The 22,363-nt window shown below is 69.4% G+C and carries 20 protein-coding genes, 1 pseudogene and 1 riboswitch; of the genes and pseudogenes, 10 read left to right on the top strand and 11 right to left on the bottom strand.

Annotation, left to right across the window (positions count from 1 at the left end; translation table 11 throughout):
- Nucleotides 1–26: 26 nt before the first annotated feature.
- Both AB0I51_RS08825 and AB0I51_RS08820 read left to right on the top strand, forming a co-directional pair.
- The gene (locus tag AB0I51_RS08825; RefSeq protein WP_362972799.1) at nt 27–1,055 is read left to right on the top strand and encodes a LacI family DNA-binding transcriptional regulator; all 1,029 of its coding nucleotides are present in this window, start codon (nt 27–29) and stop codon (nt 1,053–1,055) included.
- Between the two features lie 106 nt (nt 1,056–1,161).
- Entirely contained in the window at nt 1,162–1,977 is an 816-nt protein-coding gene (locus AB0I51_RS08820; protein ID WP_362972797.1) for an HAD family hydrolase, read from the top strand.
- Nucleotides 1,978–2,053: 76 nt separating this feature from the next.
- On the opposite strand, the gene AB0I51_RS08815 is transcribed toward AB0I51_RS08820, so the two are convergent.
- The 3 genes and pseudogenes from AB0I51_RS08815 to AB0I51_RS08805 form a co-directional block, all read right to left on the bottom strand.
- Entirely contained in the window at nt 2,054–2,521 is a 468-nt protein-coding gene (locus tag AB0I51_RS08815) for a transglycosylase SLT domain-containing protein (RefSeq protein ID WP_362972795.1), read from the bottom strand.
- Between the two features lie 5 nt (nt 2,522–2,526).
- A riboswitch (cyclic di-AMP (ydaO/yuaA leader) is annotated at nt 2,527–2,728 on the bottom strand.
- A gap of 231 nt (nt 2,729–2,959) precedes the next feature.
- Complete coding sequence (locus AB0I51_RS08810) at nt 2,960–4,954, bottom strand: CocE/NonD family hydrolase (protein ID WP_362972793.1); 1,995 nt, start codon at nt 4,952–4,954, stop codon at nt 2,960–2,962.
- A gap of 16 nt (nt 4,955–4,970) precedes the next feature.
- A pseudogene (locus AB0I51_RS08805) lies at nt 4,971–6,462 on the bottom strand (peptide MFS transporter).
- A 208-nt stretch (nt 6,463–6,670) separates the two neighbouring features.
- Here AB0I51_RS08805 and AB0I51_RS08800 point away from each other — a divergent pair.
- Entirely contained in the window at nt 6,671–7,681 is a 1,011-nt protein-coding gene (locus AB0I51_RS08800; protein ID WP_359608956.1) for a polyprenyl synthetase family protein, read from the top strand.
- Between the two features lie 6 nt (nt 7,682–7,687).
- Here AB0I51_RS08800 and AB0I51_RS08795 read toward each other — a convergent pair whose 3' ends face one another.
- Nucleotides 7,688–8,215 (bottom strand): hypothetical protein, encoded by a 528-nt coding sequence (locus tag AB0I51_RS08795; protein ID WP_362972791.1) that lies wholly within the window; start codon nt 8,213–8,215, stop codon nt 7,688–7,690.
- Nucleotides 8,216–8,529: 314 nt separating this feature from the next.
- Here AB0I51_RS08795 and AB0I51_RS08790 point away from each other — a divergent pair, with 314 nt between their 5' ends.
- From AB0I51_RS08790 to AB0I51_RS08780, 3 genes are read left to right on the top strand one after another with little or no spacing between them, the layout of a single operon-like run.
- Nucleotides 8,530–9,765 (top strand): sigma-E factor regulatory protein RseB domain-containing protein, encoded by a 1,236-nt coding sequence (locus AB0I51_RS08790; RefSeq protein ID WP_362972789.1) that lies wholly within the window; start codon nt 8,530–8,532, stop codon nt 9,763–9,765.
- Nucleotides 9,766–9,802: 37 nt separating this feature from the next.
- The gene (locus tag AB0I51_RS08785; protein ID WP_362972787.1) at nt 9,803–10,780 is read left to right on the top strand and encodes an ABC transporter ATP-binding protein; all 978 of its coding nucleotides are present in this window, start codon (nt 9,803–9,805) and stop codon (nt 10,778–10,780) included.
- On the top strand, nt 10,767–11,636 hold the full coding sequence (locus tag AB0I51_RS08780) for an ABC transporter permease (protein WP_362972785.1): 870 nt from the start codon (nt 10,767–10,769) through the stop codon (nt 11,634–11,636). Before AB0I51_RS08785 ends, AB0I51_RS08780 begins: the two co-directional genes overlap by 14 nt.
- 7 nt (nt 11,637–11,643) lie before the next feature.
- On the opposite strand, the gene AB0I51_RS08775 is transcribed toward AB0I51_RS08780, so the two are convergent.
- Together AB0I51_RS08775 and AB0I51_RS08770 are read right to left on the bottom strand one after the other, a co-directional pair.
- Nucleotides 11,644–12,231, bottom strand: coding sequence for an NAD(P)H-dependent oxidoreductase (locus AB0I51_RS08775; protein WP_362972783.1), 588 nt, complete (start codon nt 12,229–12,231; stop codon nt 11,644–11,646).
- 108 nt (nt 12,232–12,339) lie between these two features.
- Complete coding sequence (locus AB0I51_RS08770; RefSeq protein WP_362972781.1) at nt 12,340–12,870, bottom strand: hypothetical protein; 531 nt, start codon at nt 12,868–12,870, stop codon at nt 12,340–12,342.
- A gap of 206 nt (nt 12,871–13,076) precedes the next feature.
- Here AB0I51_RS08770 and AB0I51_RS08765 point away from each other — a divergent pair, with 206 nt between their 5' ends.
- Nucleotides 13,077–14,519: a tetratricopeptide repeat protein gene (locus tag AB0I51_RS08765; RefSeq protein ID WP_362972779.1), complete on the top strand. Its 1,443-nt coding sequence runs from the start codon at nt 13,077–13,079 to the stop codon at nt 14,517–14,519.
- A gap of 54 nt (nt 14,520–14,573) precedes the next feature.
- Here the strand turns inward: AB0I51_RS08765 and AB0I51_RS08760 are convergent, their stop codons facing one another.
- The 3 genes from AB0I51_RS08760 to AB0I51_RS08750 form a co-directional block, all read right to left on the bottom strand.
- Nucleotides 14,574–15,056 (bottom strand): VOC family protein, encoded by a 483-nt coding sequence (locus AB0I51_RS08760; RefSeq protein WP_362972777.1) that lies wholly within the window; start codon nt 15,054–15,056, stop codon nt 14,574–14,576.
- Nucleotides 15,057–15,101: 45 nt separating this feature from the next.
- Nucleotides 15,102–16,103, bottom strand: a complete 1,002-nt coding sequence (rarD, locus tag AB0I51_RS08755) for an EamA family transporter RarD (protein ID WP_362972775.1) — start codon at nt 16,101–16,103, stop codon at nt 15,102–15,104.
- A 136-nt stretch (nt 16,104–16,239) separates the two neighbouring features.
- Nucleotides 16,240–17,094: an SDR family oxidoreductase gene (locus AB0I51_RS08750; RefSeq protein ID WP_362972773.1), complete on the bottom strand. Its 855-nt coding sequence runs from the start codon at nt 17,092–17,094 to the stop codon at nt 16,240–16,242.
- A gap of 89 nt (nt 17,095–17,183) precedes the next feature.
- On the opposite strand from AB0I51_RS08750, the gene AB0I51_RS08745 reads away from it, so the two are divergent.
- The 3 genes from AB0I51_RS08745 (at nt 17,184) to AB0I51_RS08735 (ending at nt 19,201) form a co-directional block, all read left to right on the top strand.
- A complete protein-coding gene (locus AB0I51_RS08745) occupies nt 17,184–17,585 on the top strand; it encodes a helix-turn-helix domain-containing protein (protein WP_362972771.1) in 402 nt (133 codons plus the stop codon).
- Nucleotides 17,586–18,290: 705 nt separating this feature from the next.
- Nucleotides 18,291–18,551: a hypothetical protein gene (locus tag AB0I51_RS08740; RefSeq protein WP_362972769.1), complete on the top strand. Its 261-nt coding sequence runs from the start codon at nt 18,291–18,293 to the stop codon at nt 18,549–18,551.
- 170 nt (nt 18,552–18,721) lie between these two features.
- Nucleotides 18,722–19,201, top strand: a complete 480-nt coding sequence (locus AB0I51_RS08735) for a DUF6082 family protein (protein ID WP_362973129.1) — start codon at nt 18,722–18,724, stop codon at nt 19,199–19,201.
- Between the two features lie 60 nt (nt 19,202–19,261).
- On the opposite strand, the gene AB0I51_RS08730 is transcribed toward AB0I51_RS08735, so the two are convergent.
- Together AB0I51_RS08730 and AB0I51_RS08725 are read right to left on the bottom strand one after the other, a co-directional pair.
- A complete protein-coding gene (locus AB0I51_RS08730; RefSeq protein ID WP_362972767.1) occupies nt 19,262–20,341 on the bottom strand; it encodes a 2-oxoacid:ferredoxin oxidoreductase subunit beta in 1,080 nt (359 codons plus the stop codon).
- Nucleotides 20,334–22,271 carry a 2-oxoacid:acceptor oxidoreductase subunit alpha gene (locus tag AB0I51_RS08725; protein WP_362972765.1) on the bottom strand — a complete coding sequence of 646 codons (1,938 nt, stop codon included), beginning with the start codon at nt 22,269–22,271 and terminating at the stop codon, nt 20,334–20,336. The genes AB0I51_RS08730 and AB0I51_RS08725 overlap by 8 nt, the downstream gene beginning before the upstream one ends.
- Between the last annotated feature and the right edge of the window lie 92 nt (nt 22,272–22,363).

Raw genomic sequence — 22,363 nt, 5'->3', positions numbered from 1 at the left:
CCCACTGAACCCGCAGAACGAGGACCATGACCACCAGTCCGAACGGACGCCGCAAACCGCCCACCATCCACGACGTGGCCCGGGAGGCAGGCGTCTCCCGGGGGACCGTCTCCCGTTTCCTCAACGGCGGCCACTACGTCTCACCGGCCGCCCGCACCGCCGTGGAGACGGCGATCAGGAAGACGGGCTACGTCGTCAACCGGCACGCCCGCTCCCTGAGCACCGGACGGTCGGACTCGGTGGCGTTCCTCCTCACCGAGCCGCAGGAGAAGTTCTTCGAGGACCCCAACTTCAATGTCCTGCTGCGGGGTTGCACCGAACACCTGGCCCGCCACGACATCCCCCTGCTCCTGATGCTGGCCTCCTCCAGGGACGACCGCCGCCGCCTCACGAGATACATCACCTCGGGCCACGTGGACGGCGTCCTCCTGGTCTCCAACCACAGCGGCGACCCGGTCGCGGCCGAACTCCGCGACGCCGGCATCCCGTTGGTGGCCTGTGGCAAACCGCTCGGCCCCGCCTCCAAGTACAGCTATGTGGCCGCCGCCGACCGCGACGGCGCCCAGGAGATGGTCCGCCACCTCATCTCCCGGGGCAGACGCCGCATCGCCATGGTCACCGGCCCGCTCGACGCGCCGGGCGGACCCGACCGCCTGGCCGGCTACCGGGACGTCCTCACCGAGGCGGGCCTCCCGCACGACCCGACCCTCGTCGTCGAGGGCGACTACCGCCGCACGGGAGGCGAGGAAGCGGCCCGCCGACTCCTCACCCGGGCCCCCGACATAGACGCGGTGTTCGTGGCCTCCGACCTCATGGCCCTCGGAGTCGTCAACACCCTTCAGCAATCCGGCCGTTCGGTCCCGGATGACATCGCTGTCGGAGGCTTCGACGACTCGGCGGCGGCCACCGCCATCACCCCGGCCCTCACCACCATGCGCCAGCCCTACGACCGCATCAGCGCCGAAATGGTCCGGATGCTCCTGGCCCAGATCGCCGGAGAGGACACGGCGGGCGTGATCCTGCCCACCGAACTGGTGATCCGGGACTCGGCATGACCGCCGTAACTGTCAAACCAACCGGAACTCGGGTCAACGTATGTGAAGGCAGCAGCCGTCCGGTTCGTGTCGAGTCGGTGGGGCGTTCCATCCGTATTCTCTGATCATGGCCGCACCCCTCGCATATGCACTGATCGCCACCGACCTGGACGGAACGCTGCTGCGCGGCGACGACACACTCTCCGACCGGTCCCGCACCGCACTCGCGAGGGCCGCGGCGGCCGGCGCCCGGCACCTGGTCGTCACCGGCCGGCCCGCCCCGAGGGTGCGACCGCTCCTCGAAGACCTCGGCAGCAGGGGGCTCGCGGTGTGCGGACAGGGCGCGCAGTTGTACGACGCCGGCGCGGACCGTCTGCTCTGGTCGGTCACCCTGGACCGGGAGTTGGCGGAGACCGCGCTCGGCAAGATCGAGGCAGAGGTGGGCCAGGTGTACGCGGCGGTCGACCAGGACGGAGTGGACGGCCTCACCCTCATCGAGCCCGGCTACCTGATGCCGCACCCCACGCTCCCCGCCGTACGGGTCGGCAGGCGCGACGACCTGTGGTCCGAACCGATCAGCAAGGTGCTGCTCCGTCACCCCGCCCTGGAGGACGACGAATTGGCGTCCACGGCGCGCTCGGTGGTCGGTTCTCTGGCCTCGGTCACCATGTCGGGCCCCGGCACCGTCGAACTCCAGCCACTCGGCATCACCAAGGCGACGGGCCTGGCCCTCGCCGCCCGACACCTGGGGCTGCACCCCTCCGACACCATCGCCTTCGGCGACATGCCGAACGACATCCCGATGTTCGACTGGGCGGCCCACGGGGTGGCCATGGCCAACGCCCACCCCGAACTCAAGGCGGTGGCGGACGAGGTGACGAGGTCGAACGAGGACGACGGCATCGCCGTGGTCCTGGAAAGACTCCTCGGCGAAGTCTTTTAGGGGCGCGGGGAACTGCGCGACCAGCCACGACGGCGCTGCACTCAAAACACAACCCGTCGTGGCTGATCCAACGTTTCTAGTAAGCCCCGTAAACGTTGTCGATGGACCCGTACACCGCCGCCGCGTAGTTGCAGGCAGCCGTGATGTTCGCGACCGGGTCGTACGGGTCGAACGAAGTCCCGGCAACGTGATACGCGTTGAACGTCGGGTCGATCACCTGGAGAAGCCCCTTCGACGGAGTACCCGCCGCCGCGTTGGAGTCCCAGTTGTTGATCGCGTAGGGGTTGCCGGAAGACTCGCGGATCACGTTGCGGTAGATCCCGTTGTACGTCCCCGGAATCCCCTTCTGCGCCATGATCGCGAGCGACTCGCGGATCCACCCGTCAAGGGTGTTGGGGTACCCGGCAACCGTGGTCGACGAGGTCGTGGCGGCCGACGCGGTGCTCGCACCGACGATCGGCAGGGCGAGGATCGCGGCACCGGTGCCGGCGACGGCGAGGGTACGGACGAGTCGGGCGCGGCGGGACTGAGCGGATGCAGGCATGACGAGGTTCCTCTCCGTCGCCTGCGAGGTGAGCTGTCGGGTTCGGGCTGGGAGGTGCCCGGCCGCGCCCTCACGGACGTGACTTAACCCCAAGCCGTCCCGGTCGCAGCGACCGGTCCGGCGACTTACCTGGGTCCCCCGCTCCTGCCGTGCGAGAAGTTCGTGACTGGGATGCCGGGCGGCGGCAGGATTCGGCGTTCCGCTCGACAGGCCGGGAAACTATGCGAGAGCACATGTCCGGAACAAGTGGCGGAATCACACCTAACCCCTATTGACCTTGGTCTGAGACGTATGGGGCACTTGATCCTTTGCGTGAGCCAAGGTTCAACTGTCAATCTCCGCAAGGGGAAACACGAACGAACCGGGACGCGGGTCACGCACAGAAATACGTGACCCAACTCACGGCAGGATTAAGAGCGGCAAATCGGGCATTCATCCTCAACTGGCGGTTCTCGGAATCCTTTTCTCCCAAGTACGGTGAAAGATCACTTCGCTGCCCTCGGTGCAGATCACCTCGTTCGAGGTAATAAAGTCCGTTTCGTCGCACGTGATCTCCGACCGCGTCCGCACGGTCGTGTCCCATCCCAGCTCCGGCCGATGCAGCCGGATCGTCCAGTCGGACCGCGTACGGGCGGACAGCGGATCCGACTCGTCGATCGTGTACGTCTCCAGCGCGTCCTCGGTGAACTCGAGCCCGTCCGGATACACACGCGTGCCGCCGTACCGGGGATCCACCTCCAGTCGCCACTCACCCTTCGCGACATCCCGCACCACCAGCCGCTCGGGCCGCGGCTCGTCCAGCGTGGCCGGGTGGTTGACCCCGATGGGCGCGGCCTCCTCGGGCTCGTCGAACCGAACAGCGGAACCCAACTCCTGCTCCCGTACCGGAAGTTCCAGCGCACTCCCCTCCGGATCCAGCGTGAACCCCGCCCCCGACTCCGGCTGCGGCCAGATCCACGGCCAGTACGCCGACGACACCGCGAGCCGGATGCGATGGCCCGGCGGGAACGCGTGCCCGATGCCGTTCAGTTCGAAGGTCACGTCCTCCGCGGCACCCGCAGTCCACGGCACCGCCCGGTCCCGCCCGTGCCGAGCCGACAGGTTGAGCACACCCCGGGTGACCAGCGTCGAGGAACCGTCCGGGGCGACATCGCACAGCCGGGCGACGACCTGCCCGCGCTCCACCTCGCTCGTCAGCCGCAGCCGCACCCTCGGCCGCCCCAGCACCCACGTCTCGGCCGGCACCTCGAACTCGAAGCACGCCGACCGCGCGTCCTCGTCCCGCTGGTCCGGCGGCAGATCGGCGTCGTTCCCGCACGGGAAGAAACGGCCCGCGTCCACACCGGTGTGCATGGGGGAGCGGACCGGAACGGGCGCACCCCGGAGGCCGTACGTCGTCGTCTTCACGTGCGGCGAGGGCCACGCGGGTTCGCCGACCCAACGGCCCGGCAGGGTGTCGTAGACCGTGGCCGGAGGATGCGAGTCGCTGACGTAGGCCCGCAGCGGAGGCTCTCCCATGATTCCGGTGTCGATGCCCTTCAGCCAGTGGTCCCACCACCGCAGCGTCTCCTGGAGGAAGCCGATCGCGGGGCCGGGCGGCAGACCTCGGTCCGGGTACTGATGGGACCACGGCCCGATCAGGCCGCGTACCCGCTCCGGCGGGAGGTGTTCGACGAGCCGCAGGACCGTGTCGCGGTACGGGTCGTGCCAGCCGCCCACCGTCAGGACGGCGGCCCGGATCGCGCCGTAGTCCTCGCAGATGCTGCCGTGCTTCCAGTAGTCGTCGCGGAGCTGGTGGGCCAGCCAGGTGTGGATGAACGGATCGATCCGCTCCAGGCGCTTGAGCCACATGTCGCGCCAGATCAGGCCCGCGTACTCGGGGTCCGGCGGGCGGGCGACGAAGGCCAGCATGGTGGCCGCCCAGGCGTGCAGGTCGACGGCGAGGGCCGAACCGCCCATGTAGTGAACGTCGTTGTCGTAGCGGTCGTCGGTCGAACAGACGGTGACGATCGCCTTCAGCGGCTCCGGGGCGAGGGCGGCGATCTGGAGGGAGTTGAAGCCGCCCCAGGAGATGCCGAACATGCCCACCTTGCCGGTGCACCAGGGCTGCGCGGCAAGCCAGTCGACGACCTCGACGCCGTCGGCGAGTTCCTGCGCGTCGTACTCGTCGCCGGGCGCGCCCTCGCTGTTGCCGTGGCCGCGCACGTCGACCCGGACGGAGGCGTAACCGTGGCCCGCGTACCAGGGGTGGCGCTGGGCGTCACGTGGCGCCGTCCAGTCGGTCAGGCGGTACGGGAGGTATTCCAGGAGCGCCGGTACGGGTTCGTCCGTCAGCGGGCGCCAGACGCGCGCGTAGAGCCGTGTCCCGTCGGACATCGGGATGCGGATGTCCTCGTGGGCCGTCTCGTGGGGGAAGGACGTACGGATGCGCATGAGGGGACCCCTGGGTTCAGTGGACCGGGTGCATGGTGCGGCGCAGCCAGGGCGCGGAGGCCATCACGGCGAGGCCCGCGGCCACCGCGATCGCGCCGTTGACGCCGAAGTACGCCGGCTTGGAGACGTCGTCGTAGAGCTTCACCGTCTGGGCCTGGATGCCGTTCGCGAGCGCGAGGGACAGGAACCAGAGGGACATGGTCTGGCTGGAGAAGGAGGCCGGGGCGAGCTTGGTGGTGGCCGGCATGCCGGAGGTCTCCAGGAGGATGTCGCCGAGGCCGAGCAGGAAGTACGAGCCGACGATCCACCAGGCCGACATCAGGTAGTCGTCGTTCGCGTGCCCGGCGGTCGGCAGCACCATCAGCAGGAACGACAGGCCGCCCAGGACGACGCCGATCGCGATCTTGTTGGAGGCGTGCGGCTGGCCGCGGCCCATGCGGACCCAGAGCGCGGCGACCACGGGCGCGAGCCCGACCTCGAAGGTGCCGAGCGCGCTTGCGTACCAGCTCGCGGGGAAGTCGAAGCCCAGGATGGTCGTCTCGGCGTTCGACGCGGCCAGCAGCATCATCGTCGAATAGGCCTGGAAGAGGATGAAGTTGAAGACGGTGGAGGCCAGGAACAGCACGATGTACGGGTGCAGCCGCCCACGTTCCTCGGGGGTCACGCGCGGGCTCGTGAACATCACCGCGAAGTACACGACGGGCGCGACGACCGAGACGACCGTGAGCAGGTCGACGAAGCGGCCCATCGTCAGCCGTCCGGCGACTGCCGGGCCGGTCGCGAGCACGGCGGCCGCCAGGATTCCTGCGGCGATCAGCCGCACCGCGCGGCGCAGCGCGTCCGGTGCGAGTGCGAACCCGGCGGCCGGCGAGGTGACCCCGTCCGGCGACGTACTGGATCAGGCCGAAGGTCATGCCGATCGCGGCGGCCGAGAAGCCCCAGTGCCAGCCCTCGTGGTCGCCGAGCCGGCCGGTGATCAGCGGGCCCGCGAAGGCGCCGATGTTGATCGCCATGTAGTAGAGCGCGAAACCGGAGTCACGGCGGTCGTCGTCGGTGCGGTAGAGCTTGCCGACCATGGTGGCCACGTTGGGCTTGAGCAGGCCGGTGCCCGCGCTGATGAGGCCGAGGCCGGCCCAGGTCATGGTGGCCGTGGGGACCGCCGTCGCGTAGTGCCCGCAGGCGATCAGGACACCGCCCCAGAGCACCGCGCGGTACGAGCCGAGGATGCGGCCGGCGAGCCAGCCGCCCGCGACCGAGACGAGATGGACCAGCGTTCCGTAGGCTGCGGATACGGATGCGGCCGTTCCGGACGACATGCCCATGCCGCCGTGCGCGACGGTATCCGCGAAGTACAGGACGAGGACGGCCTGCATGCCCAGGAACGAGAAACGCTCCCAGACCTCAAGACCGGAGAGCGTGAGCAGCCCCTTCGGCTGGCCGAAGAAGGCGTGGCCGTCCACGGGAGGCGGCAGGTCGGCGGGCTCGGCCTCAAGGGCGGTGCGGGACACGATCCACTGCTCCCACCTAAATCGATAAATATCCGTTCTTATCAGGTGATCAAAAACATACCGGTCGTGATCCGATACCGCCCGGGGTGGACGGGGTGGGCGGCATGGGTGATCGAAAGCCGACCGGATACGCTGACTTGAGTGATGGCAGCGACCTATCGACAATCCGTGTGACCGCCCAGGGACACCAGCAGACAGGAGACCCCTCGTGACCGTCGTCGGGCCGTTCGGGCTGAGCGTGCGGGACCAGGCTCTGGAAGCCGATGTCCAGGCCGGAATGGCGGCAGTCGAGGAGGGTCTGCTCGAAGCCACCAAGAGCGAGGTGCCCTTCATCACGGAGGCCGCCCAGCATCTCGTGCGCGCGGGCGGGAAGCGGTTCAGGCCGCTCCTCGTGATGCTCGCCGCACAGTTCGGCGATCCCTATGCGCCGGGGGTCGTCCCCTCGGCGGTCGTCGTCGAGCTGACCCATCTCGCCACGCTCTACCACGACGACGTCATGGACGAGGCGGCCGTGCGCCGGGGTGTGGAGAGCGCCAACACCCGCTGGGGCAACTCGGTCGCGGTCCTCACCGGCGACTTCCTCTTCGCGCGCGCGTCGCACACCCTGGCCGACCTCGGGCCGGAGGCGGTGCGGGTGCAGGCCGAGGCGTTCGAACGCCTGGTCACCGGCCAGATCCTGGAGACCGCAGGCCCGTCCGACGGGCGCGACCCGGTCGAGCACTACCTCGACGTGCTCGGCGGCAAGACCGGCTCCCTGGTCGCGGTCGCCTGCCGGTTCGGCGCGATGATGTCCGGCTGTGACGAGACCGTGGTCGACGTCCTCACCCAGTACGGCGAGCGGCTCGGCGTCGCCTTCCAGCTCGCCGACGACGTCCTGGACATCGCCTCCGACGGCCACGAGTCCGGCAAGACCCCCGGCACGGACCTGCGCGAGGGCATCCCCACCCTGCCGGTGCTACGGCTGAGGGAGCGGGCGGACCGCCTCGGTCTCGCCGAGGACATCGCCCTGTGTGAACTCCTCGACTCCGACCTCACGGACGACGCCCGCCTCGCCGAGGCCATCTCCCGGCTCCGTGACCACCCGGCCCTGGAGCAGGCCCGCCGCGATACCGTCCGCTACGCGGAGGACGCCCGCGCGGCCCTCGCCCCGCTTCCCGAGTGCGACGCCAAGGTCGCCCTCCTGGAGATGTGCGACGCGGTGGTGCACCGCGCGGGCTGAGCCCGTTCAGTAGCCGCTCCCTCCCGTGCTGCCGGAGGAGGTGGCGGCCGTGGCCTTCGCTCCGGTGGGCGTCACCGCCCACCAGGTGCCGCCCACGCCCTGGCCGTAGGCCTCCCTGGGCTGGTCGTCCTTGGCGTACCGGTAGAGGGGCCGGCCTGCCAGCGTGAGCTGTGAGGTCCCGTCGGAGCGCTTGACCGTCGAGACGAGCTTCTTGTCGATGCCCTTGACCGTGACGGAGCCCTTGGCGGTCGCGGCGGGCCAGGCCGCGGCGCAGGTGCCGTAGCAAGTGACCTTCGTCGGGTGGATCGAGTCGGCGTCGAAGCGGTAGAGGACGTACCCCTTGCTGTCGGTCACGACGGTGCCCACCTTGTCGACCTTGGCGGTCATGAGGGTCGTCCCGGTGGTGACCGCGGCCGGAGTGCCGGCCGAGCCACCGCTTCTTCCACTGCCGCCGCTTCCGCATCCGGCGAGCGTGAGGGTCAGGATCGCGGCGCCCGTGACCGCGTATCCGGTGAGGTGCTGGGTGGTATGCATGGCGACCCCTTCGGTCGATGCGGTGTGCTGCCACCCATATGTACGGATTCAAGATGATTTCTACTCGATGTCGGTCAACTGCCCTGTGCGGGCGGCCCCTTCCCCTAGGGGTTTCGAGGAGGTGCCGCCGCCGCGTGTCATACCCCAGGCGTACGCGGAGTTGGCTCCGGGGTCTGACGCTTATCCCTCGCGGATTTGGTCAGATGGAGAACACGGAAATCACCACTCCTCACCGATTCGGGTGAGAATGGCGGCACAGGGTGGGACGCGTAGAGGACGGACTGGCCGCCGCCGACGACGGAGGTAAGGCAGACATGGCACCGTACGAAACCGACGACAGCACGGACACCGGAGAGGCCGACGAGCTCCGGGCCGGGCGGCGCAGGGCGGCGCGGTACATCGTCCCGGTCACCGTGGTGGGGGTGGCGGCGGCGACCATCGGACTGGTCCCGGCGCTCGCCGACTCCGGCGACCCGAATCTCCCGAAGATCACCGCACAGCAGCTCCTCGACAAGGTCGCCAAGTCGGACGTCCAGCAGCTGTCCGGCACGGTGAAGATCAGCACGGACCTCGGGCTGCCCGACCTCGGCGGCCTGGAGAGCAGCATGCTGTCCGGCGCCACGAAGTCCGGCGACGGCTCCTCCGCCGACCCCACCGCCAAGCTCACCGAGCTGGCCACCGGCACCCACACCCTGCGCGTCGCGGCCGACGGCCCCGACAAGCAGAAGGTCTCCCTCCTGGAGAACGCGGCGGAGTACAGCCTCATCCACAACGGCAAGGACGTCTGGGGCTACGACAGCCAGTCGAACGAGGTCTTCCACGGCACGACCTCCGCCGACACCTCCAAGAGCGACGAGACCAGGGCCACGCCCAAGGGCCTCACCGACGAGGCGCTGAAGTCGGTCGACGACACGACCTCGGTCACGGTCGACGGCACCGAGCACGTCGCGGGCCGCGACGCCTACAAACTGCTGATCAAGCCCAAGCAGTCCGGCACGACGGTCGGCGCGATCAGCATCGCGGTCGATGCGAAGACCGGCCTGCCGCTCAAGTTCACGCTCACCCCGGCGAGCGGCGGCGCGGCCGTCGTCGACGTCGGCTTCACCCAGCTCAGCCTCGCCAAGCCGGCCGCCTCCACCTTCGACTTCAAGACGCCCAAGGGCGCGAAGGTCACCACGGAGGACAGCGCGGCGAAGGCGACCCCGGACCACTCCGCCCCGTTCGGCAAGAACGACAAGACGAACAAGACTGACAAGGCGGACAAGGGTCTCGGCAAGGGCGCCGCCGATCCCACGGTCATCGGCAAGGGCTGGAACTCCATCGCCGTCCTCGACACCGGCGGCCAGGGCATCCCGTCCGGCTCCTCGTCCGGTGGCGGAGACCTCGGCGGCTTCCTCAGCTCGCTCGGCGACCAGGTGAAGGGCTCCTTCGGCTCGGGCACGGTCTACTCGACCCGGCTGATCAACGCCCTGGTCACGGACAACGGCAAGGTCTACGTCGGCGCGGTCACCAAGAGCGCGCTGGTGAAGGCGGCCGACGCGGCGAAGTAGGCAAGTACCCTGTGGGGCACGCGAATTGAGGGAGCCGATGGACGAACCGTCCGCTGAGCAGACGGAACAGGCGGACGCGGGTGGTGGTGGCATCATCGCCACCCGCGGCCTGACCAAGCGCTTCCGCGGCGGACAGCTCGCCGTGGACGGTCTCGACCTGGCCGTCCCGGCGGGCAGCGTCTTCGGCTTCCTCGGTCCCAACGGCTCCGGCAAGACCACCACCATCCGCATGCTGATGGGCCTGATCGAACCCACCTCCGGCACGGCCCGAGTACTGGGCCGCCCCATGCCGAGATCCGTCCGCACGGTCCTGCCGCACGTCGGCGCGCTGATCGAGGGCCCCGCTCTGTACGGCTTCCTCTCAGGCCGCGACAACCTCCTGCGCTACGACGCCGCCGACCCGACCGCCGACCCGCGCACCCGGCGGACCCGCGTCGCCGCCGCCCTCGACCGGGTCGGCCTGACGGCGGCCTCCGGCAAGAAGGCCAAGGCCTACTCCCTGGGCATGAAGCAGCGGCTGGGCCTCGCCTCCGCACTGCTCCAGCCCCGCAAGCTGCTCGTCCTGGACGAGCCGACCAACGGCCTCGACCCGCAGGGCATGCGCGAAATCCGTTCCCTGATCCGGGAGTTGGCCTCGGACGGCACGACGGTCTTCCTCTCCTCCCACCTCCTGGACGAGATCGAGCAGGTCTGCACCCACGCGGCGGTGATGGCCCAGGGCAGACTGATCACCCAGGGTTCGGTGACCGAGCTGGCGGCCGGGACCAGGGGGCGGCTGTTCGTGACGACCCCCGACCCCGGCGACGCGGCACGGGTGCTGAAGGAACAGGGGCTGGCGGACGTGGTCGTGACCGAGGAGCGGGTGACGGCCGAGCCGCCGGACCGTGAACTGGCCGAGGTGAACAAGGCGTTGGTGACCGCCGGGGTCCGCGTCCGCGGCTTCGGCGTCGAACGGGCCTCCCTGGAGGACGCGTTCGTGGCGCTCACGGGGGAGGGCTTCGATGTCGCAGGCTGAAGTGCTGCGCAGAGTCAGCCCGTTGTGGACCTTCGGACTGCTGCGCAGCGAGCTGGTGACCACATTCCGCCGCTGGCGCACCCTCGCACTCCTCGGCGTCCTGGCCGCCGTGCCGATCCTCGTCGGCATCGCGGTCAAACTGGAGACACAGGACGGGTCCGGGCCCGGGCGCGGGGACGGCGGGGGACCGGCGTTCATCGCGCAGATCACCAACAACGGCCTGTTCCTGGTGTTCACCGCCCTGGCCGCGACCCTCCCGTTCTTCCTCCCCATGGCCATCGGGGTCGTCGCGGGCGACGCGATCGCCGGCGAGGCCGGCGGCGGCACCCTGCGCTACCTCCTGGTCGCCCCCGCGGGCCGCACCCGACTGCTGCTCACCAAGTACGCGACGGTGATGACGTTCTGCCTGGTGGCAACCCTGGTCGTGGCCCTCTCGGCGCTCACGGTCGGGGCCCTGCTCTTTCCGCTGGGTGACCTGACGACGATCTCCGGCACCCAGATCAGCTTCGCGGACGGACTGGGCCGGGCCCTGCTGATCGCGCTGGTGGTCGCCGCCTCCCTGATCGGCGTAGCGGCCCTGGGGCTCTTCATCTCGACGATGACGAGCAGCGGCATCGCGGCCATGGCGACGACCGTGGGCCTGCTGATCACCATCCAGATCCTCGACCAGATCCCCCAACTGCACGCGCTCCAGCCGTACTTCTTCTCCCACTACTGGCTGTCCTTCGCCGACCTCATGCGCGACCCGGTCTACTGGGACGACCTGGTGAAGAACCTCGGCCTCCAGGTGCTGTACGCGGCGGTGTTCGGCTCGGCGGCCTGGGCGAGGTTCACGGCGAAGGACATCACGGCGTAGGGCTCGGTCAGTTCTCGGTCTCGTGCGGGAAGCGGGCGAGAGCGGGTTCCCGCGCGAAGAACGTCTTCGCCCGGGCCAGTGCCCGCTCGTCCTTCAGTACGTCGCCCCGGTCGCTGCCGTTGCCCAGCAGGACCCCGCCGAAGCGCATCTTCATGTACGCGGCCGAGTTGCTGAGCGTGCCGATCAGCGGATCGGCGACCATCTCTTCCTCCTCGGCGAGGACGGAGACGCCCCAGAGGGCGCGGCCGGCCATCGTCGCCCTGAAGTCGGCGCCGGGGACCCGCAGCCAGCCGGACCAGTAGTCCAGGTAGCGCTTGGTGAGGCCGGACACGGAGTACCAGTAGACCGGCGAGGCGATCACGATGTCCGTCGCGGCGAGGGTGGCGTCGAGAAGCCGTGTGGCGCTGTCGTCGGTGGGCGCCTGTACGGGGCCGTCGTGCCGGAGGTCCACGAAGTCGGGGAGCGGGTGCTCGGCTAGGCGTATCCACTCCTGCTCGACGTCCGGGGGCAGCTGTTCGGCGGCCCGGCGGGCGAGCAGTTCGGTGTTGCCGTCGGCGCGGGCGCTGCCCAGGACGAAGAGGAAACGGCGGGTCATGGGTCCCCCAGAGATAGTCGGCGCACGGGTGTTATAGCTGTCTGCATTATATGCGCGCGCAATTACTTGTCCATGGGGGCCGACGTCGGCCGCCCGGGTGCGCGAGGGTCAGCGATGAAGCCGGTCCGCCCGCGTGAGCCGGATCAGCGCCTCGGTCTCGCGGGGCGGTTCACCGCTCAGATCGCCCAGCCGCCAGGCCGGTACCCAGGGCACCCGGTACACGTCGATCACCGACTCGATCGCCTTGACGTACGTGGCGAGCTCGCGCGGCAGCCGCCCCGGCGCGTCCGCGACCAGGACCACGGCGTCGAGGTCCAGCCCGGCCGGTGCCGCACCGCGCCGGAACGCCTCCACGGCCCGCGAGACGGACGCCAGCCCGGCCGCGTGCGTACGTGCGACGAACAGCACCGACGGCGGGTCCTCGGGCCCGGGCCAGTCGCGTCCGCAGTCCTGACCGCCGTAGACCGCCGTGAGGGTGGTGACGCCGGCGCCGCCGTGGGTGGCGACCCAGGAGAAGCGGCGCGGGGAGGCGGGGATACTGGAGACGCGCCCGGGCGCCGCAGGTGTGCCCGCGCGTGGACCGTCGTCCACCGGTCCGCGGAGCCAGATCTCCGGCCCCTGCCGTCCACCTGTCTGCATGACCGAGCTCCTCCCTCGTGGCCCCGCCGGACCCTCACGGCCTCCGAACGGGCGCGACGGGTCCGGGAACTCCTGGGACGAGGCTGTGACGTCGCGGTGACCTGAGAACCGGAAGGGAACGGCGAGACTCAACAGTACGCGTACGAACGGATCTTGACGCTGGGGAGCGCCGGCCGGCCCTCCGGCGCATGCGAGTGAGGGAACCGATGTCTCGACTCAGCCGCGAGAAGAAGCGGGAACAGAAGCGAGCGGCACGCTCGGCACCCGCGGCGTCACCCTTCGAGGTACGCGTCCCCGTGGACGGCCCGGGCGCGGGCGGAGCGTCGATCGGCGGCGTGCCGGTCACCGTGCCCCCGGGCGAGGAGGTCCAGCAGGTGGTCCTGACCCACCTCCACCGCATCGCCACGGCCACCGGCCACCCCGTCCACGCCACGATCCACGACGACCGCATCGGTTACGTCGTCCCCCTCCAGATCGAGCTGGACGGCTCCACCCACTTCACGGCGGAGCCGCGGGCGACGGGGGGCGCGGCAGGGGTGGGCGAGATCGCGGCGACGCCCCCGGGCACGGGCGCTCCGGCGGGCTTTCCTCCGCCGCAGCCCGCGCTCCCGCCCGCGCTTCCTTCTGCGCTCCCGCCCGCGTCGGCGCCCGCAGCGGTCGTAGCGGCGGAGCGGCACCCGGAGCCGGAGCGGGAGGACCGCCTTCCGGGCGGTGACCCGGCGACGCACCGGCTGCGGGCGGTGCCGGAACCGGAGGGAGGGGCGGCGGGGCAGGTGGTCCCGACGTTCCCGTTGCGGGCGGTGCCCGAGCCGGCGGGGGAGACCGCGCCGACGTTCCCCCTGCCCGCCGTACCGGATTCCGCACAGACCGGCACACCGCTCGGCTCCGTCCAGCCCCCGACGGGGCAGTTCGGCCCGCCGCCGAGCATGGACGCTCCGCCGCAGGCCCTGCCCGCGCTTCCGCCGGTCGCGGACGCACCGCCGGTCGCCGCGGAGCGGCTTCCCTTCACCGCGGAGCCACTTCCCTTCAAGGCTGAGCGCACCCCCCAACCCGCTCCCGCACCGGCCCCCATCCCCGACCTGGTACTCACCGCCCCCGAACCGGACCCCAAGCCGACGCCCGCCCGTGGGTTCGACGCGGTGGCCGAGGCCGTGCTCGGGGACGATCCGCTGGTGACCGCCGGTGAAGGTCTCGCGTTTCTCGCGGAGTCGATGGCGCTGATCAACGAGGCCGTGAAGGCGGGCCGGATCGAGGAGGCGGCGGGGCTGGCGGAGCGGACCGTGGACGAGGCGGCCGGCGCCCTCGGACCCGACCACCCCGAAGTACTGCGGCTGCGCGAACTCACCGCCTACATCGCCTACTTGGCCGGTGACCCGGTCCGCTCCTTCCACCTCTCCCTCGACCTCGCCGACATCCGCCACCGCGCGCACGACACGGAGGGCGCCTACGGCAACGTCCAGAGCGCGGCCACCGCCTGGCGTGCCGTACGCGACCCCGGGCAGGGCCTGTCCCTCGGCCGCGCCCTGATCGACCTGTGGACCGAACTCGCCACCGAGGACGGCCCCGCCGTCGACGACATCGAGCAACTGGAGTCCGCCCGCGCCCGCATGGGCCGCCTCACCGAACGCGCCCGCCGCGCCACCGACTGAACCCCGTCGCGGGAAGAGCCGCGGGAAACGCCGCAGCAAACGCTGCGGGAAGGCCTACGACACGCAGAACTCGTTGCCCTCCGGGTCCGCCATCACCACCCATGCGCCGGCGGGCTCCGACACCTGGCGCAGCACGCTCGCGCCCAGCCCCGTCAGCCGTTCCACCTCGGCCTCCCGCCGTCCTTCCCCCGGATGCAGATCGATGTGCAGCCGGTTCTTGACGGTCTTCGCCTCCGGCACCCGCTGGAACAGCAGCCGCCGGCCGAGCCCGGTGCCGCGCTCCTTGTCGTACGGGTCGTCGGGATGCCGGACGGCCATCAGGTCGCGGAAGGCCGGGCGGCCGTGGAATTCGACGGTCGCGGCGCCGGGCAACGCGCCCAGTTCCAGGAGCCGTTCGACGAGCGCGCTGTTGTCCTCGGCCTCGTAGTGCAGCGCGGCGGCCCAGAAGTCCGCCTGCGCGTGCGGGTCGGCGGCGTCGATGACGAGCTTCCAGTGGACCGGGGCGGGGGTGTCTGTCGGCGCGGGAGTCTGTGTCATGCCTTCCACTGTGGCACCCGGCACTGACAGGACCCGTTCGCCGGACTACGCCTCGACCGTGTCCACCGGGTTCGGGTTCGGATTCGTGTCCGGAGCCGGGCTTTTGTCCCGCAGGACCGCAACCGCTGCCGCCGCCGCCCTGCCCCTCCGGGCCGTGCGCCACGCGTCCGTCGTCAGCAGGACGAGGGCCAGCCACACCAGGGCGAAGCCCGCCCAGCGTGCGGGTGGCATGGACTCGTGGAAGTAGAGGATGCCGAGCAGGAACTGGAAGACCGGTGCCAGGTACTGCAGCAGGCCCAGTGTCGACAACGGCACCCGGATCGCCGCCGCGCCGAAGCAGACGAGGGGGAGTGCGGTGACGATGCCGGTGGAGGCGAGCAGCGCGGCGTGCCCGGCGCCCTCCTGGGCGAACGTCGCCCGGCCGTGCGCGCCCAGCCACAGCAGATAGCCGAGCGCGGGCAGGAACTGGATCGCGGTCTCCGCGGCCAGCGACTCGATGCCGCCGAGGTTGACCTTCTTCTTCACCAGGCCGTAGGTCGCGAAGGAGAAGGCGAGGCAGAGGGAGATCCACGGGGGCTGCCCGTAGCCGACGGTCAGCACGATCACGGCGGCGAGACCGACGCCGACCGCGGCCCACTGCGCCGGGCGCAGCCGTTCCTTCAGGAGCAGGACGCCGATCGCGATGGTGACGAGGGGGTTGATGAAGTAGCCGAGCGAGGCCTCGACGACGTGGCCGCTGTTCACGGCCCAGATGTAGACGCCCCAGTTGACGGTGATGAAGCCCGCGGCGATCGCGACGAGCCCCAACTTGCGTGGCTGGCGCAGCAGTTCGCCGATCCAGGCCCAGCGCCGGACCACGAGCAGCGCCACGACGACGAAGGCGAGCGACCACACCATCCGGTGGGCGAGTATCTCGGCGGCGCCGGCCGGCTTGAGCAGCGGCCAGAACAGCGGGACCAGTCCCCACATGCCGTATGCCGCGAAGCCGTTCAGCAGTCCTATGTGGTGCTGTTCGCCCTTCGGCCTCCCGCTCGGCTTCCCGCTCACGGGCCCCTCCTTCGCACGCCACGCCCCGGCTGCGTCGGTGCAACCTGCACGAAGGTAGCGCCGAGCGCCCCTGTCTGTCATGCCCGTATCGCTATACGGTCATGACAGACGGGGGTGCTTCCGCGTGTGGGCGGTGTCAGCCCTTGAGCGCGAGCGCGATCGACTCGGCGATCGGCGTGGTCGGACGGCCGGAGAGCCGGGACAGGTCACCGCTCGCGACGACCAGTTCGCCCTTCTCGATGGAGGCGTCGACACCGGCGAGGATCGCGGCGAACGGCTCGGGCAGCCCGGCGCCGGTGAGTATGCCGACGAGGACCTCGCCGGGAACGTTGTTGTGGGCGATCTCCTTGCCGGTCTGCCGGCTCAGCTCGGCCGCGTACTCGGCGAAGGCCCAGGCCTCGTCGCCGCCCAGCTCGTACGTCTGGTTCTCGTGACCCTCACCCGTCAGTACGGCGACGGCGGCCGCGGCGTAGTCGGCGCGGGAGGCGGAGGAGACCCGGCCGTCACCGGCGGCGTTCACGACGGCGCCGTGCTCCAGGACCGGGGCCAGCTGCTCGGTGTAGTTCTCGTTGTACCAGCCGTTGCGCAGCAGGGTGTACGGCAGACCGGAGGCGAGCAGGGCCTCCTCGGTGCCGCGGTGGTCGTCGGCCAGGGCGGCGGTGAGGGTGCCGGGGGCGCTGGTGTAGGCGAGGAGCGCCACACCGGCGGCCTTGGCGGCGTCGATGACGATCTTGTGCTGCCCGACGCGGCCCTTGTCGAACTCGTTGCCGGAGATCAGCAGCACCTTGTCGCCGGCGGCGAAGACGGAGTCGAAGGTCTCCGGGGCGTTGTAGTCGGCGACCACGATCTTCACGCCGCGCTCGGCGAAGTCGGCGGCCTTCTCCGGGGTGCGCACGACGGCGGTGACCTGGTCGGCCGGAACCTTCTCCAGCAGCTGCTCCACTACCAGGCGGCCGAGGTGTCCGGTGGCTCCGGTGACGACGATGCTCATGATGACAACTCCTTGTGGGGTGCGATGGCACTAACCCTAGGAGGTGCGCTAACTCTGCGAAAGTACCCACTTTGAAGTAAGGTACTTCCATGACGGTAAGCGATGAGGTGGCGAGCAAGGACGGCGTCGCCAGCGAGGCGATGTGCCCGTACCGCATGGTCCTGGAACACGTGACATCCCGCTGGGGCGTCCTGGTCCTCATCGAACTCCTCGACCGCCCGTACCGCTTCAGCGAACTCCGCCGGGCGGTCGGGCAGGTGCGGCAGGTGAGCGAGAAGATGCTGGCACAGACGCTCCAGACCCTGGAACGGGACGGCTTCGTGCATCGCGACGCCAAGCCGGTGATTCCGCCGCGGGTGGACTATTCGTTGACCGACCTGGGGCGCGAGGCGGCTGAGCAGGTGCGGGGGCTGGCGATGTGGACGGAGGCGCGGATGGGGGAGGTGGAGAAGGCGCGGGAGGTCTACGACGAGGCGAAGGGGCGGGGCTGAGCAGCGCGGACGCCTCCGGCGCAGGAATGCGGCGGGCGCTCGCCGGGCACACGGATGTCGGGGCGCCGGTTGACATGAGCGACACGTCCATCCATGCGCCCCCTTTCCGTCTTGGCTGCAGAGAATCCGGATAAGGGCAGAATCGATTCCGCGGCTTGCGCGACCGGCCGACGGATGCGCAGGACTTTTCTGCGTGGGGCTCGGTATTGGAGTCAGGAAGAGATCCCGCTGGAGCACGCTGACTGGTCTCCCCGAAGTCGAGCGCGGCGGATGATCTTTGCGCATCAGGAGCACGGAAGTCTGCTGATGACTCATCGGGCCTGCGTGTACAGCAGGGACGAACCCTGGGGCATCTGCAAGTGCTGTGCCACGACGAGTTGTTAGTCGAGTGCTGGGATCGCGCGGCCGACTACCGCAGGTCCCTGCCTGCGGATTCGGTGGAGGCCTGTGTCGGCGGGGTCGTCGACGTAATAGTGGAGGAGTTGGCGGATGAGCCGGACGAATGGTTGGTCGTGGGGCTCGGAGTTGCCGAGTCCAATGGCGCGGCAGTGGTTATGCTTCAAAGGGCGTATCGACATGTAGATGCAATGTCGACATGCGGATGTGATTACACGTGCACCGAGTTAGAAATTTTCCGGCGCTGTGTGAATACTTGCCCTGTATGTTGAGTAGCATCTCGGCGATCAACTCTCAGGAGAAGGTGTCATGTCCAGCAATCTCTTTCCCCGTGATGCAATTGTCCGTCGCCTCGGAACCGTCCCCAAAATGCGGGGCAGTCACAGCAGTGAAACCTGCCCGGACATCTTCGAGCTCAGTGACGGCAGATTCGCCGTCATCGGAACCGAGGTCACCGACGCACTCGATCCGCACCTCCCGCCCGACGCGGCTAGAGCCGACTATGAGCGCATTGTTGTCATCACTCGCGACACCCTGATTCACGCCAAGAAGGACATCCCTGACGCGTAGGGCGAGGGGCGGACGGGTTGGTGCGGGGTATCCACCTGTGCGCCCCCTGTCCGCCTCTGCCTCTGTCCGCCCCGACGGGCAGGCTGGGGTGGCGGCTTTGTTCGCCGTGCGCCGACCCGAGTTCTCGGTCTGCGCACGGCCACCGGACGTCGGGAGGTCGAGGCGTGGCGATGTCGAACCAGGAAGAGAGTGCTGGAAATTTACTCCGTGCACTCAACGCCGTCGCCGATGGGCTGGCGGGCATTGTGAAAGAGATGCACAGGGCGAACGTTATTCAGATACAGCGTCTTTTCGCGGAACAGTTGGATCGCTCGATAGATGATCCGCTGCTTGCCGACGCTTTGAGTACCTTGGGTGACATATCGGCGAGCAGGCGACGTCAGATGATTTTCGCCAATCGGCAGTACGGCATTATTCTGCTCGCCTATCGCGTCGGGGTGATCGACCGAGGTGAGCTCCTCGGAGACTTGAAGGTTCTGAGCAGGAACTCCGTCTTCGCGGAGTACTGGCAGCGCACTGCCGAGCACCGGCAACTGCTGCCCGAGGAGTCCCTGGAGGCCCGGACCGGCCGGGCGGTCGATGCGGTCATGGACGAGCGGCTCGACGACCTGGAGGAATGGTGGGTCGTCAGCTCCGAGCCCGACACGTGACGTGAACGGCCGAGAGGGCCTGGACAACGTGTCCGGGCCCTCTCGGCCGTTCAGGACCCGTCACCCCACCACGGTCCAGGTGTCCCCACCCGCCAACAACGCAGCCAAGTCACCCTTCCCGTTCTGCACGATCGCAGAATCGAGCTGGTCCGCCATCTGCGTGTCGTACACCGGCCGCTCCACCGACCGCAGCACCCCGATCGGCGTGTGGTGCAGCGTGTCCGGGTCGGCCAGGCGGGACAGGGCGAAAGCTGTCGTCGGGGACGTCGCGTGGGCGTCGTGCACCAGGACCTGGGACTCGTTCTCCGGCGTCACGTCGACCACCTTCAGGTCACCCGTCGCCGCATCCCGCACCACACCCCGCGCACCGTCCGCGCCGAAACGGATCGGCTGTCCGTGTTCGAGACGGATCACCGCCTCCTCGGCCTGCTGGCGGTCCTTCAGGGCGTCGAAGGCGCCGTCGTTGAAGATGTTGCAGTTCTGGTAGATCTCGACGAGCGCCGTGCCGGGGTGGGCCGCCGCCTCGCGCAGGACCTGTGTGAGGTGCTTGCGGTCGGAGTCGATCGTCCGCGCCACGAAGGACGCCTCCGCGCCGATCGCGAGCGACACCGGGTTGAAGGGGGCGTCCAACGAACCCATCGGCGTCGACTTGGTGATCTTGCCTACCTCGGAGGTCGGCGAGTACTGGCCCTTCGTCAGGCCGTAGATCCGGTTGTTGAACAGGAGGATCTTCAGGTTCACGTTGCGGCGCAACGCGTGGATCAGATGGTTGCCGCCGATCGACAGCGCGTCGCCGTCACCCGTGACCACCCAGACGCTCAAGTCCCGCCTGGACGAGGCCAGTCCCGTCGCGATCGCCGGCGCGCGGCCGTGGATGGAGTGCATGCCGTACGTGTTCATGTAGTACGGGAAGCGGGAGGAGCAGCCGATGCCGGAGACGAAGACGATGTTCTCCTTGGCGAGGCCCAGTTCCGGCATGAATCCCTGCACCGCCGCGAGGATCGCGTAGTCACCGCAGCCGGGGCACCAGCGCACTTCCTGATCGGACTTGAAGTCCTTCATGGACTGCACTGCCTCGGCCTTGGGGACGAGCGAAAGTGCCTCGATCGTGCCCGTGCCTTCCGTGGACGTCTCAGCCATCGATGGCCTCCTTGAGAGCCGTGGCGAGCTGCTCAGCCTTGAACGGCATGCCGTTCACCTGGTTGTACGAGTGCGCGTCGACCAGGTACTTCGCCCGGACCAGCGTGGCGAGCTGGCCGAGGTTCATCTCGGGGATCACCACTCTGTCGTAACGCTCCAGGACCGCGCCGAGATTCCGCGGGAAGGGGTTGAGGTGGCGGAGGTGCGCCTGTGCGATCGACTCGCCGGATCCGCGCAGGCGGCGGACCGCCGCCGTGATCGGGCCGAACGTCGAGCCCCAGCCGAGGACCAGCGTGCGCGCCTCGTGCGGGTCGTCGACCGTAAGGTCCGGTACGTCGATGCCGTCGATCTTGGCCTGCCGGGTGCGGACCATGAAGTCGTGGTTGGCGGGGTCGTAGGAGATGTTGCCCGTGCCGTCCTGCTTCTCGATGCCGCCGATGCGGTGTTCCAAGCCGGGGGTGCCGGGGACCGCCCAGGGGCGGGCGAGGGTCTGCGGGTCGCGTTTGTAGGGCCAGAAGACCTCGGTGCCGTCGTCCAGGGTGTGGTTCGGGCCCTGGGCGAACTGCACGGTGAGGTCCGGGAGTTCGTCGATGTCGGGGATGCGCCAGGGCTCGGAGCCGTTGGCCAGGTAGCCGTCCGAGAGGAGCATCACCGGGGTGCGGTACTTCAGCGCGATCCGCGCGGCCTCGATCGCCGCGTCGAAGCAGTCGGCCGGTGTGCAGGGGGCGACGATCGGGACCGGTGCCTCGCCGTTGCGCCCGAACATCGCCTGGAGCAGGTCGGCCTGTTCGGTCTTGGTCGGCAGGCCGGTGGAGGGGCCGCCGCGCTGGATGTCCAGGATGAGGAGCGGGAGTTCGAGGGAGACGGCCAGACCGATGGTCTCCGACTTCAGGGCCACCCCCGGGCCGGACGTCGTCGTCACCGCCAGCGAGCCGCCGAAGGCCGCGCCCAGCGCCGCGCCGATGCCGGCGATCTCGTCCTCGGCCTGGAAGGTCCGTACGCCGAAGTTCTTGTGCCTGCTGAGTTCGTGCAGGATGTCGGAGGCCGGGGTGATGGGGTAGGAGCCGAGGAACAGCGGCAGGTCCGCCTGTCGGGACGCGGCGACCAAGCCGTAGGACAGGGCGAGGTTCCCGGAGATGTTGCGGTAGGTGCCGGTCGGGAACGCGGTCGCGGCCGGGGCGACCTCGTAGGAGACCGCGAAGTCCTCCGTCGTCTCGCCGAAGTTCCAACCCGCCCTGAACGCCGCGATGTTGGCCGCGGCGATCTCGGGCTTCTTGGCGAACTTCGACTTGAGGAACTTCTCCGTGCCCTCGGTCGGCCGGTGGTACATCCACGACAGCAGGCCCAGCGCGAACATGTTCTTGCTGCGCTCGGCCTCCTTGCGGGTCAGGCCGAAGTCCTTGAGCGCCTCGACTGTGAGGGTGGTGAGGGGGACGGGGTGGAGGCTGTAGCCGTCCAGCGAGCCGTCGTCGAGGGGCGAGGCGGCGTAACCCACCTTCTGCAGCGCCCGTTTGGTGAACTCGTCCGTGTTGACGATGACCTCCGCGCCGCGCGGAACGTCACCGATGTTCGCCTTCAGGGCGGCCGGATTCATCGCGACCAGCACGTTGGGCGCGTCGCCCGGGGTCAGGATGTCGTGGTCGGCGAAATGCAGCTGGAACGACGAAACCCCCGGCAGGGTGCCTGCGGGGGCGCGGATCTCGGCCGGGAAGTTCGGCAGTGTGGAGAGGTCGTTCCCGAAGGACGCCGTCTCCGAGGTGAAGCGGTCACCGGTGAGCTGCATACCGTCACCCGAGTCGCCGGCGAACCGGATGATCACCCGGTCCAGGCGGTGGACGTCCTTCACCCCCGCCGGTTTGCGTTGTTCCCCGACCAACGTGCTGTCGGCTCCGTCGGCCTGCTCCGCTGGGCTACTGACCTGGCTGGTCACTGAACTGGACCTCCTCTTCGAGGACGCTGTCCGGGCATGGTCGAACCGCCGACCCTCCCAGGATCAACCCTACGTCCGTAAGGGTCGCCTTC

Origin of the sequence: Streptomyces sp. NPDC050549 (genome assembly GCF_040655035.1) — a bacterium.
Classification (GTDB): domain Bacteria; phylum Actinomycetota; class Actinomycetes; order Streptomycetales; family Streptomycetaceae; genus Streptomyces.
The sequence above is the reverse complement of the archived record's forward strand: the minus strand, read 5'-3'. Positions and strand labels throughout refer to the sequence as shown.